This window comes from Enterovibrio qingdaonensis, assembly GCF_028683135.1.
Classification (GTDB): Bacteria; Pseudomonadota; Gammaproteobacteria; order Enterobacterales; family Vibrionaceae; genus Enterovibrio; species Enterovibrio qingdaonensis.
On the sequence record NZ_JAJUBB010000001.1, the window covers coordinates 383,234 to 396,047 of the forward strand.

12 protein-coding genes are annotated in these 12,814 nt (G+C 45.1%); all 12 read left to right on the plus strand.

Annotation, left to right across the window (positions count from 1 at the left end; genetic code table 11):
- The first annotated feature begins 29 nt into the window (after window positions 1-29).
- The 12 genes from LRP49_RS01760 (at window position 30) to guaD (ending at window position 12,762) form a co-directional block, all read left to right on the plus strand.
- The gene (locus LRP49_RS01760) at window positions 30-161 is read left to right on the plus strand and encodes a hypothetical protein (RefSeq protein ID WP_274139756.1); all 132 of its coding nucleotides are present in this window, start codon (window positions 30-32) and stop codon (window positions 159-161) included.
- A gap of 34 nt (window positions 162-195) precedes the next feature.
- Window positions 196-897 carry a GntR family transcriptional regulator gene (locus LRP49_RS01765; protein WP_274139757.1) on the plus strand — a complete coding sequence of 234 codons (702 nt, stop codon included), beginning with the start codon at window positions 196-198 and terminating at the stop codon, window positions 895-897.
- Window positions 898-1,412: 515 nt separating this feature from the next.
- The gene (gene argH / locus LRP49_RS01770) at window positions 1,413-2,849 is read left to right on the plus strand and encodes an argininosuccinate lyase (protein WP_274139758.1); all 1,437 of its coding nucleotides are present in this window, start codon (window positions 1,413-1,415) and stop codon (window positions 2,847-2,849) included.
- Window positions 2,850-2,942: 93 nt separating this feature from the next.
- Window positions 2,943-4,283, plus strand: a complete 1,341-nt coding sequence (locus tag LRP49_RS01775) for an anaerobic C4-dicarboxylate transporter family protein (RefSeq protein ID WP_274139759.1) — start codon at window positions 2,943-2,945, stop codon at window positions 4,281-4,283.
- A 175-nt stretch (window positions 4,284-4,458) separates the two neighbouring features.
- Window positions 4,459-4,875: a hypothetical protein gene (locus LRP49_RS01780; protein ID WP_274139760.1), complete on the plus strand. Its 417-nt coding sequence runs from the start codon at window positions 4,459-4,461 to the stop codon at window positions 4,873-4,875.
- Between the two features lie 23 nt (window positions 4,876-4,898).
- Window positions 4,899-5,330, plus strand: coding sequence for a hypothetical protein (locus LRP49_RS01785; RefSeq protein WP_274139761.1), 432 nt, complete (start codon window positions 4,899-4,901; stop codon window positions 5,328-5,330).
- Window positions 5,317-6,285: a hypothetical protein gene (locus tag LRP49_RS01790; protein ID WP_274139762.1), complete on the plus strand. Its 969-nt coding sequence runs from the start codon at window positions 5,317-5,319 to the stop codon at window positions 6,283-6,285. The genes LRP49_RS01785 and LRP49_RS01790 overlap by 14 nt, the downstream gene beginning before the upstream one ends.
- Window positions 6,286-6,459: 174 nt before the next feature.
- Window positions 6,460-7,074 carry a hypothetical protein gene (locus LRP49_RS01795; RefSeq protein WP_274139764.1) on the plus strand — a complete coding sequence of 205 codons (615 nt, stop codon included), beginning with the start codon at window positions 6,460-6,462 and terminating at the stop codon, window positions 7,072-7,074.
- Window positions 7,075-7,612: 538 nt separating this feature from the next.
- The gene (locus tag LRP49_RS01800) at window positions 7,613-9,202 is read left to right on the plus strand and encodes an SEL1-like repeat protein (RefSeq protein WP_274139765.1); all 1,590 of its coding nucleotides are present in this window, start codon (window positions 7,613-7,615) and stop codon (window positions 9,200-9,202) included.
- Between the two features lie 13 nt (window positions 9,203-9,215).
- Window positions 9,216-9,725, plus strand: a complete 510-nt coding sequence (locus LRP49_RS01805; protein ID WP_274139767.1) for a hypothetical protein — start codon at window positions 9,216-9,218, stop codon at window positions 9,723-9,725.
- 371 nt (window positions 9,726-10,096) lie between these two features.
- Window positions 10,097-11,401 (plus strand): solute carrier family 23 protein, encoded by a 1,305-nt coding sequence (locus LRP49_RS01810; RefSeq protein ID WP_274139768.1) that lies wholly within the window; start codon window positions 10,097-10,099, stop codon window positions 11,399-11,401.
- On the plus strand, window positions 11,398-12,762 hold the full coding sequence (gene guaD / locus LRP49_RS01815) for a guanine deaminase (RefSeq protein ID WP_274139769.1): 1,365 nt from the start codon (window positions 11,398-11,400) through the stop codon (window positions 12,760-12,762). The genes LRP49_RS01810 and guaD overlap by 4 nt, the downstream gene beginning before the upstream one ends.
- Window positions 12,763-12,814: the final 52 nt, after the last annotated feature.

Consider the following 12,814-nt stretch of genomic DNA (forward strand, 5'->3'; position numbering starts at 1 on the left):
ACTTTCCTTCCTCACTAGAAATAGACCACATGGACTATTCGAACAATCCAGCCGAAGGCAGTATTCGTCTTCATATTGAGAAAGCATGGAAGAAAGCGCGTCAATATGCCGGAATTCACCGAAACAGGTTTGAATACGCTTCGCTATTGGCTCTACGCTAGTTGCATTGGTCTATACCGATTTAACGAGTGCGGAATGTCAAAAAGAGCTCACGTTAGGCAGCAACTGTTACAGTTCATCGCATCCAGCAGTCCTGGGATGCGTTTGCCTTCAGAAAGGGAGTTAGCCAGCAAATATAAGGTGGCACGGGAAACACTCAGACGTGCGATGCTTGAATTGGAAGCAGAAGGCCAAATCGTAAGGAAGGTTGGCGCGGGAAATTTCGTTGCGGATAAGCCAGAAACAAAGCAATTATCACTGCGATCGTTTTCAGAGGAAATGCGTCTTAAAGGCCTCACACCGTCAAGTAAAATCATTCATTCAGAGATCTTATCGGCTGGCGCGAAAATCAGCCAAATGCTGAAGATTCCACCTTCTGAGCAAGTCTACAAAATTGTGCGGATTCGCTACGCAAACGACCAGCCTATGGCAAAAGAAACCACCTATTTGCCCTGCAGACTACTCCCTAGCTTTAATCCTTCAATGCTAGAACATGGCTCGCTGTACACGATTTTGGAGCAAGATTATCAATATGTTTTAAGTCAGGCTGACCAGTTTATCGAAGCGACTGTCATTGAACCCGAAGAAGCCTCATTGCTCAACGTCGCGCCCTACAGCGCGGGTTTGCTTATCGAGCGACAAATGTCCACCGCAGATGACACCCCGATCGAGTTCTGCAAAACACTGTACCGTTCAGACCGATACAAATTTGAGGTGCAAATCAGGCGAAACAAGTAGCAAATGGAGAAAAAACACGCCCCAGAGATACCTCACATCAAAGCACTCTATCCAGATAAAACTCGAATAGCACAACACACTTCCCACATTAACCACATCGACTATTAACACATATATTATTATGAATATTAATTAAACATTTCCACCATAACTACTTTTTACAACTTTAATAACATTATTAAAAAACCCATATACAATTGAATTTTACCCGGTGCCGTTTTTGTGAGCGACAGCTCTTTTTATACACACAAAAAAAGGTATTTTTGGCCGAGTTAAAAGTTGGCTCATAGATGAAACCAACGTTGTAAAGGGAATTTTCGTGCTACTAATACCATCATTTCAAGGAAACTACCGTCGATTATCCTTCGACACAGTTACCTAATATCAAAAAGCTAAAACTCTTTTAGCACCTTTTCATATATCGATTGGAACACTGTACCCTTATTTTCAAAAATAAGGTCGAATCGTTATATTCAAAATATCTCAAACTAAAACTCAAATATATGAGGCACTCTATGTCCACCAAATTATGGGGTGGTAGATTCGATCTACCTACAAATAAACTTGTAGAAGAGTTTAACGCGACAATTCTCATTGAAAAACGACTATTCCCTGTTGATATTCAAGGCAGCATTGCGCACGCCACCATGCTGGCTCGCCAAGACATCATCACCCAAGAAGAAGCAGACCTGATTATTTCAGGTTTGAACGCGGTTGCGAAAGAAGTCGAAGAAGGCAAGTTCGTTTACGACACGGCCGATGAAGACGTACACATGTCTATCGAAAAACGTATGACCGAAATCATTGGTCCTGTGGGCGGTAAACTGCACACAGCGCGTAGCCGTAACGACCAAACCACGTTAGATTCAAAAATGCACATGCGTGCAGTGATTGAAGACAATCTGGCACTTATCCGCACCATGCAGAAAGTCATCATCAAGCGTGCGAAAGAAGAAATGAACGTCATCATGCCAGGTTATACACACCTGCAAACTGGCCAGCCAATCCTTTTCTCTCATTGGATCATGGCGTATTTCTGGATGCTAGAGCGTGACCATTCTCGCTTTGAAGATCTACACAAACGTATGGGCCAATGCCCACTGGGTTCTGCGGCACTTGCGGGCACAACCTTCCCTATCGATCGCTTCTATACCGCTGAGCTACTGGGTTTTGATGGCCCAACACACAACAGCATCGACTCAGTGAGCGACCGTGACCATATGGTGGAATTCAACGCTGCAGCAGCACTGTGCTTCATGCACTTGAGCCGTCTAGCGGAAGAAATCGTGTTGTTCTCTAGCCAAGACTTTAAGTTCATCGAGCTGTCTGACGATTTCTGTACTGGCTCAAGCATCATGCCACAGAAGAAAAACCCTGACATCGCTGAGAAAATTCGCGGTAAGACAGGTCGTATGTACGGCAACCTAATGGCAATCCTCACCACCATGAAGGGCCTGCCATTGGCATACAACACTGACATGAGTGAAGACAAAGAAGCTGTTTATGACTCAATGGACACACTGCAGCTTTCGCTTCAAGTGATGACACCAATGATCGAAAAAATGGTCGTGATTGAAGCCAACACTCGTGATGCAGCAGACCGTGGCTTCTCTACCGCAACAGACATGGCGGATTACCTAGTACGTAAAGGTCTTCCTTTCCGCGAAGCGCACCATGTTGTAGGTTCTGCCGTTAACTACTGTATTAAAAATGAAAAGAAATTGGATGAATTAACGCTAGAAGAATTCCAATCTTTCCATGCTTCTATTGAACAAGACATCTATAACGATATTACGTTGGAAGCGTGTGTTGCAGCGAGAAATTCATACGGCGGCACCGCACCTGCTGCAGTTGAAATTCAAATTGAACATGCAACGAAAATTTGTTTTGGTGGCACAAGCGACCAGGATTTAAATTCCACAATACAATCTTTAGCTTCAACCGCTAATTAATTAACCTTATCGCCAGCTATTTTCTAGCTGGCGATTTTTATATATCAACTTTTAGATTTACTGCGAGTACTTTTACTTGCGGTAGGAGTTTTTATGAGTGTTGAGTTTTGGCTACAGCTTTCTGTGGTTTTATTATGTATTGGCGTCGGCGGCCGATTCGGTGGTGTAGGTTTAGGTGCTGCTGGTGGTTTAGGTGTCTGTATTTTAGTACTTGGTTTCGGTTTGCAACCAGGCTCACCGCCAATCACTGTTCTTCTTATTATTATTTCTGTTATTGCGTGTACCAGTGTATTGCAAGGTGCTGGCGGTCTCGATTTTCTTGTTCGTGTCGCTGAGAAGTTACTCCGTAAAAAGCCCAGTGCAATCACCTTTCTTGGCCCCCTTATTTCCTCCATGTTTGTTGTGTTCTGTGGTACGTCTTACGTTGCGTTTGCCGTGTACCCCGTCATTGCAGAAGTTGCAGCAGAAGCCAAGATCCGTCCAGAGCGTCCAATGTCGATGGCCGTTATTGCATCCGGTATCGCTATCACCGCAAGCCCGATGAGTGCGGCAACAGCCGGTATGATCGCAACCCTATCCATGTACGACGTTTCACTGTTCCAAATTTTGGCCGTGAGCATGCCTGCATTCCTGATCGGTGCGCTTTCTGGCTGTACATTCGTTTACAAGCGCGGTTTAGAACTGGAGCAAGACCCAGAGTTCCAACGCCGTGTTGCGGCGGGTGAATACAAACTGCTTCATGACGAAGTTGATCTTCCAGAGCAAAAAGAAACGGCAGAGCCAACCAAAGGCACCAAACGCAGCGTATTCATTTTCGGTTTGGGCGTTGCTACCGTTATTCTATTTGGTACCTTCAAAGGTATGCTGCCTTCGTGGGATGTAGACGGTAAAACGGTTGTGCTTTCCACGCCAATGCTTATTCAGATGGTCATGCTAGCAGCTGCGCTGTTTATCATCGTCTTTGCCAAAGTACCAAGTGATAAATTCGCATCTGGTTCAGTGTTCCGCTCAGGACTTATTGGCGTAGTGGGTGTATTCGGTATCTCATGGATGACCGGCACCTTCTTCAACGCCTACCAGCCATTCTTTGAAACCACCTTTGAAGGCATGGTTGGAAGCGCACCAATGCTGTTCGGTGTGGTCTTGTTCTGCTTCTCGTCTGTCATTTTCAGCCCATCAGCAACCGTATCTGCGTTGATGCCATTGGGTGCTGCAATGGGTATACCACCAGGCCTTCTGGTTGCTATGTACCCTGCAACTTGTGGTGACTTTATCGTTCCTGGTGCGGGCCAAATCGGTTGTGTGTCATTCGACCGTACCGGTACAACCAAATTGGGTACCTATGTCATCAACCACAGTTACTTGCTGCCAGGTTTTGTCATGGTTATCTCTGCGGTTGCCGCAGGTTATGTGATTTCTCACATCGTTTTCTAACCCAGATAGAAGATGCAACAAAGCCTGCTAACACAGCAGGCTTTTTTTTGTTCTAGTCACCCCTTCACCCTCATCTCGCCAGATCAAAGGCGTCGGTCTCTTCTTTGATCCAAAGTACGGATACGTAATCATTTACTATGAATGAGTACGCTTAAAGAGACACAAGGACGTAGTGATGAAATGGCTAGGCTTGGCGATTTGCGTGATGGCACTCAGTGCGTGCGATCAGCCTGATAAGGAACTCCCTGTTACCTTTAAACCCAACATTCCTTTTTGCTCAGGCAATAGGACATTGACGGGTACCTTTATGAAACTCACCAGCGATGAAAACTGGTACCTACAAGAGCTTCCTTGCAAAGGAGAATTTCCTCCCCTCGCCCCCAAAGACGTAAAAGTCGTTACGCAACAACCCTCAGGATCAATCGAGACTGGAATCATTGTGTTTTACGCGCATAAAGGCTCACCTGACATGAATACTCTGCTTCAAAACATAGGCTCAAAAATGGGAGCAAATGCCGTGGTCGTTAACACTGCCACCGCGCAAGAAGGTGAAGAGATCAACATCGCGACCGTCTACTTGTCGAAACCCTGATAAACAAATAAAAGGATTTTTGTATGAAGCGATATATCGCAATCGGATTATTGCTCATGGGCGGCGTCGCCACAGCGGCCACGAGTGATGAACAGCGCGCCGACGATGAAGCGCAAATACGTAGCTTAGTGAAACAACTTTATGTTGCTGGCAATAACCCAAACTCGTCGGCAGACACTTACCTGTACACTTACTTTCTACCTACTAGTTTAAAACCTCTTCAAGTGGTATCTGGTCCAAACGGTGAACGTAAAAAGTGGGACAAGATACTTAAATCCTTCGATAGAAATAATGAAAGGTTTCAAGCGTATCTGGAAATGCTCTCTAACGCTGAAAACGCCCCGATAAAGTTCTACACAAGCCGACAAGGCGAGCCCATCGCGGTCATCGACGTAACCTTCCCCAGAAAACCTAAGTTCACCAAATATCAAGGAAAATGGTATGCCTCTATGTAATTCAAGGAAGAAAGCCAAGCTGACTAAAACAGCCGTGGCTCTGGGCGTATCCCTTCTGTTAGTCAGCAATGTGTGGGCATACGATTGTCAGAAGAACGTACAAAACCATGCCAGCCTGAAAGCGAAAAATTTTTTGGTGGATGTTTCTGTCGATGTGCCTCAAGGCATACCATCGTCAGGCACATTTCAAATCATTGGATTCAGGTGTTTGTCAGACATTGAGCCAGATCAGCCGTTCAAAATGTCGATGAGCAAGAGTGCTGCACTCCCTCAATTCGACATCATCTATACCGACGAAGATGGCGTGAGGTTTAACAACATCATGCAAGCCCCTGTGTTTCCTTGGAGTGAAACCGTCAACGTCGATATGAATTCAACCGTTCTAGCGGACCTGTTGAAAAACATCCCAAACTTCAAACGCTATAACGATCTGGACAAACAACGTTTAATCGCGATGTCGCGGGACTCTGCTCACCTAAAAGAATGGGCATCACTGCGAAGTCAGCGCACCAGTGCCAACCCTTTGGTTTATGCCTATCCCCTGCCTGATGCTGAGAGTAAATTGCTTTCTCTCGCCATCGACGAGTTTCATTCAAACAACGAGCAGCTTCAGCAAAGCTATGTAGACAAGGTGACGCAACAACCTGAAGACGTCATCTTGGCCTTTTTTGAATCGTTGAAAGCAGGAAAGAAAAGCGAGGCGGACTTAACGCCTTACTTTGAAAAAAAATATCTGTATGAAGACAGATATATGGAAAGGTTGCTTAAACAATCCATCGAAAAAGTCTCAGGCGTTGAACTGACTGAAATGGATGCGCTTAAAGGTAGAGCCTTTGCGACAGTGACGTACACGACCACATCTAACCCTTCAGGTGTGAAGCAAAAATTCATGTTAAAACGACAGCAGTCGACGTGGTTGATATCCTCCGCTTATCAACCGAAACCACAAGGCTAGTGTCTCGCTCTCTTTATAGAGTGGAAACACCTCACGCACTTTCCGACCCATTTTCGAAGAACCCACACATCAGTGGGTTCTTCAATCGGAGACAGTATCCATCAATACGCCATCACCCACATTGTAAACGTTCGCATCAAGCTATAGAGACAGGCACTTTTAGATACTTATGAAGTGAGCCTTCAGGAAGCTGGCAGCGACGTATCACTACCAACAGGAACCAAAACCGTGACGTTCTCGGTTTCTTACATAAGTGATAATGCGACTGACGGCGGAGAGACCGTTACCTTCCAGACATGGGCTACGCAAGATAAATCAGACCTACAAGAAACAACTGTCACGATTGAAGATGTAGATTCCACAGTTGTCGTTGAAGACGTTACCGTAACAGGCTTGGCACAAGAATCCGGCATTTTCTACGGTACAAGAGTGACGCTTAACAAGAGTGCGCCGACAGACATTCCTTCCTTCTTTGCATCGGTAGGCGCAGGTACCGGTTCAACGGCAACGGACCATGTTGATTTCAACAAAGAAACAGGCGGGTTCCGCTTCTACAACGCCAACAACCAATTGATATCTGAAACTTTCACTGACTACATACTTCCACCAAACACAACCACAAGACCACCGATCACGCTGCCTGCGGGTACCAAATTTATCCAAATTGGTATCATCATCAACAGTGACAGTGTCCGCGAAGGTAACGAAACCTTCAACGTGCTTGCTTTCACGCAAAGAGATTATAGCGACCTAAATTACTCACCAGTCACTATACAAGACGACGATTAAACACGGCTAAGCGAAGGTAGAAAGACCAAAGGGGCGATTTATCGCTCCTTTTTTTAGGTTTGTGCCGCGGCAACCACAAAACAACCACCCAACCCTCTCGATATGACACCACTTTATATTTATTGACTTTTTTCTCTGGATTTAATGCAGAACGTGACTACATTCAAGTATAGTTTTTCCGACTTTGTGCTAGATTTATGCAGAATTTATAAGGCATTTAAGTGACTATTGCGATCGGAGAAGTTGAGGGCGGTAGCTTGGGTTATTTCTGCCCCTTTTCAAGCTAAAGTGAAAGCGTAACCACCTTAACTTTAGGTAAACTTTCCTTAGTAAAGATTATTTTCAGTAGTCACACTCTTTGCCAGAACGCTTACTACGTCTTGTCGCCAGAAGTAAACTGTGTCCGCTGCAATTACATTCAACATGTAAAACTAAAAATAGTGATAACTGACGACTTTACAATTGTGACCGCTTGAAAGACTAATGAGTGTTTTGTAGTATTTTTGATAATTATTACAATGCTTTAAGGGAAAAGACAATGCTAAAACGCGCATGGTTGGCTAGTGCTATAGTCACATTGATACTGTCGGGTTGTGCAGCAACATATGAGTCGGCAGAAGAAGCCTATCAAGATGGTGATTATGCTAAAGCAAGGGAATCTTGGCAAAAACTGGCTTTAGAAGGCGATAATCGTTCAATGTATCGTCTATATTCCTCAACAAATCGTCCATCAGATGAAGATATTGGTTGGCTTAAAAAAGCGGCAGATTCTGGTTTAGTTAATGCTCAATTTGATTATGGTATGCATGCGCTTAAACAAGAAAAGTTCAAAGAAGCACAAGCATACCTTATTAAAGCATCAGAGAATAAATCAGAGAAAGCATCAAAAGAACTAGCTGACAATAAAGACTTATTTCCTTTATGGCTAAAAGCAGAAGAAAGTGACGCTTACTCAATAAATAAGCTAGGTGAGCTATATTGGGAGAAAAAAGAATATAAGCAATCCCTAAGATGGTATGAGCAATGTGTTGATAGCTATAAGTATTGCTCTTTCTATATGGGACTTGCTTTTGCTAATGGCTACGGTGTTCCACAGGATTATAAAAAAGCGATTCATTGGTACTCTAAATCAGCAAAAGACGGAAACAAGGACTCAGCCAGAAATCTAGCGTGGTTATATGAAGATGGACAAGGTACGAATATAGACAAGGAATCAGCCTTCTACTGGATGTCAAAAGCAGCTTCTTCAGGTTGGACAGCCCCAACAGCCGAGTTGGGAAGATATTATTTGTATGGAATTGGCACTGAAAAGGATACCGATAAAGCATTTGAACTACTATCGAAAGTAGCTAAAGACAATAAGTACGCAGCTTATAACTTAGCTGGGATGTACTTTAATGGTAATGGGGTAAATCATGACTATCAGAAATCATTTGACTGGTACTCTGTAGCAAGTAAATCAGGTCATGCTGAGTCAGACTATTTTATTGCTCAGCACTATTATAAAGGGTTAGGTAGAGATAAGAGTCTAACACAAGCTTATAAGTGGTATCTTCAATCTGCTGAGAAAGGAGATGTTGATGCTCAATTCAGACTGGGTTGGATGTTAAGTAATGGCGAAGGAGTTCCCGCAAGCTCCAGAAAGGCGTTCAAATGGTATCAGAAAGCAGCCGAACAAGGCTCTGTCTCAGCTCAGAATAATCTTGGGGTTATGTATGACCAAGGTCGCGGCACAGAAAAAGATCGTTATCAAGCTTTCAAGTGGTACGAAAAGTCGGCAAGGCAAGGTAATGATGTAGCGCAGAATAACTTGGGACAAATGTATGAAAATGGTGTTGGGGTAAGGAAAAGCAATCAATTAGCAGCCTTCTGGTACGCAAAATCTGCACAACAAAATTACAAAGAAGCGCAATCAAACCTAAGTGGAATACTAAATAAGCTTAGAACCAAAACCGTTCAGATCAAAAAAGCTTCAGTGTATGAAGAAGGCAGTTTTGACAGTAAAGAGCTGCTGGCATTGCCACAAGGTCAGCATGTTTATGTCTTGTCCTCTGGAAGTAAATGGACAGAGGTATATGTTCTTAAAAACCATACAATTGGTTACTTAAACAATACTCATCTTTACTAAAATGGATTAAAAAATGAAGAAACTAATCTTTGCACTACTATTTGTATGCCAATCAGTATTCGCAAACCCTACTGTATTTGGACTAACGATTGGTGAAACTACTGTTGAACAACTTAAAGGCAAATACAATGTATCCCACCAAGGTATCAATAAGTATAGTCAAGGTGATATGTATCAGATCCCTCGAAACCAAATACAATTCGAAGGCATTAATGATGTGACTGTGATCTTTAGTCGCGCCAACAAACTGATTGCAGTTTTAAGCGAATTACCGAAAAGTAAGTTTGATTATTTGAATGGTACTCTTGGCAAAAAATATCAACTAGTAAACCAAAAAATCCCTTTCGTTGGGAATAAATCTGCGACATACAAAGATGGTGAGACTGAGATTACATTGGAAGCTCCACACATGAGCTTTCAACTGTCTATGAATTATATCCACTCAGATCTTTTGAAAGTCTTTAATACCCAAAGCGAAAAAGAGAAGAAAAAGAAGCAGCAACAAGAGAGTTCAATGCTTTGATCTAAATAGGTCATTATTTTTTGCTCGCTAGATGGACGATAGTCTTAGCATCAGAGCTTTCAAGTTACTTTTTCTTATGTTTTAGAAACGGTTTAGAGCATTAGTTCTAACCCGTTTCTGTCCATTTCCGTGCCAGTTACCCACTAACTGGCACTTCCGCTATCAAACCAATTCACCTCTCCCCCGCCCACAAAACCACCACTTAAGCTTCCATTCTTCCCCTATTGATAAAAACCTCACGCAAACGATTGCCTTCCTTCAAAAAACAAGTATTATGCGCGCCAATTTCAAGGTGTTCTTGTCTTTATCTGGCTGTTAATTGGTCACTTTTACACCTTCAGAATTCACTACCCACTTTGGTACTAAAACCTATGAAAACTGCCGTTCCTCTGAATATTGATGAGAAGATTTCTCTGCCGAAGTCTTTGTCGCTTGGGGCACAACATGTGCTGGCAATGGATCTCTACATCGTCCCTATCATTCTTGCTGGCCTACTTTCTCTTTCTGTTGGGGACACGTCTGCACTTATTCAGATGACCTTCATCGTTGCAGGTCTGTGTACCATCATCCAATCTGGCTTTTTGCTAAAACTGCCTGTGATGCAAGGGCCGTCGTACATTCCTATTGGTGCGATTGCGGCGATTGGTAAATCACTGGGTATGGGTGCGGTTTACGGCGCGATGATCCCTGTGGCGATTTTCGTGGCACTGCTTGGCCGTCCGATGAACCTGTTCAGCCGTTTGGTAAAAACCTTTGTTCCCCCTATTGTTGGCGGCACGGTCATCATCGTTGTGGGTATCTCTTTGCTTCCTGTGGCGTTTAACGGCATTTACACGACTGACCGCCCTGCTGAAAACATCCTGATCGCAATGGCGAGTATGTTCTCACTGAGTGCCTTTATCCTGCTGGGTTGTTTTATCAAACAACTGCATTGGCTGCGTTTGGCCTCTGTGCTGGGTGCGATCCTTGTTGGTACCTTGGTCGCGGCAACCATGGGCATGGCGGACTTCTCTGCGGTTTCTGATGCAGCATGGATTCAGTTACCTACCCTGCTGCCTTTTGGTGAGTTGGTGTTCGACCCTCTGGCAATTCTGACCATGCTGTTTGTTGCCATGATTGTACTTGTTGAAACCACAGGTACTTGGTGTGCGGTGACGGCGGTAACAGGCACAGATTTGGAAGACGATCGCTTAAACCGCGGCGCGACGGGTGAAGCTGCGGGTCAGTTTATCTGTTCACTGTTAGGCGGCAGCCCAGTAACGGGTTACTCCACCAACGCGGGTATTATTGCGGTCACAGGCGTGGCATCTCGCCGTGCCATTATTGCAGGGGGTTTCATTTTGTTGGTGCTTGGCTTGGTACCTAAACTGACTAGCCTAATTGCATCCGTGCCGCATGCTGTTATCGCGGGTATCTTTGCCGTGATCTGTGTGGTGATTGCGATGAACGGATTCCGCGTTGTACAAAACATTCAACTTTCTGAGCGTAATATGCTGGTGATTGGCCTGCCGATTATGCTTGCGCTGGGTGCGGTACTCATGCCCCGCGAACTGATTTACGCGTTACCAGAACTGGTTGGCTACTTGGCTAACTCAGGTATCGCCATTGGCGCACTTGCTGCTGTTATTTTGAATTTTATCCTCCCTGAGGATGCTGTACAGGAGGCTGAGGCATGATCGACATGACTCGCATTCAATTCGGTATTTTGGCCGATACTTTCCACACGCCAGTAAAAGGTGAAATGGCATTCCTGCCTGATTTCCTCATCCTCGTTGATGAGTGCGGTGACATCGCCGCCACCTTTACCGCTGACGACGCTGAGCACAGCGTCTACGTGAATGCACTCCGTGATGCATCGAAACTGAACATCGTCGAAAAAGGCCAGTTCCTGATGCCAGGTCTGGTTGACCTGCACTGCCACGCGCCACAATGGCCGCAAGCAGGTAAAGGTCTCGATTTGCCTTTGTATGATTGGCTGCAAAACTACACTTTCCCGCTGGAAAACCGCTACGGCGATCTGGCGTTTGCAGAACCTGTTTACCAAGACGTTACCCGTACCCTTTTGGCGAACGGTACCACCAGCGCGGTGTACTTTGCGTCTATCCACCGTGAAGCGTCTGAGCTTTTAGCGAAGACCAGCCTTGAGCAAGGCCAGCGTGCGTTTGTGGGTAAAATCAACATGGACAACGCGGAGCAGTGTCCTGATTTCTACCGCGAACCGTCTGTTGAAGAAGCGTTGGCGGAAACGGAAGCTTTCATTCAAAACGTGCGTGGCCTGAAAGGTAACGAACACGGTTTGGTGAAGCCAGTGATCACCCCGCGTTTTGTGCCAAGCTGCACCGAAACACTGCTGCGTGAACTGGGTAAGCTGGTTCAACAGCACGATGTTCACATGCAAACGCATTGTTCTGAAAGTGACTGGGCGCGTGATTATGCGCTGCAACACTACGGCAAAACCGATATCGAGATCTATGCAGAAGCGGGTTTGCTGAACAATAAAACCGTTCTGGCACACTCGATTTTCCTCACCGACAACGATGTCGCCATGCTGAAAGAGTTCGATGCAGGTATCGGCCACTGTCCGCTTTCTAATATGTTCTTCGCTAATGCGGCGATGCATACCCGCGAATTGTTGGACAGCGGTGTGAGCATTGGTTTGGGCAGTGACATTGCTGGCGCACCGTCGCCATCCATTTTCCGCGCAAGTTTTGATGCAGTGACCCACTCGCGTGTTCGCGAAGACGGCGTAGATACACGCCTTACGGCAGGTGAGCGTGGCGTAGCAGGTTCTCGCGTGAGTTTTGTTGAAGCATTCTGGATGGCAACCGCTGGCGGTGGTCGCGTTCTGAACGAGAAAGTGGGCGTGTTCGAGAAAGACTTCCACTTCGATGCCTTGGTCATCAAACCTAGCATGCTGGGTAACCTGCGCATTTGGCCAAACATGGATTCACCACGTGACATTCTGGAGAAAATCGTTTCTCTGGGCCAAAGCTGTGACATCGACAAAGTCTGGGTTCAGGGCAAACAAGTTAAGTAAGTGCTAAGTACCCTATAGACATTAAAAAGCCTCCCTCTGCGAATGCATTGGG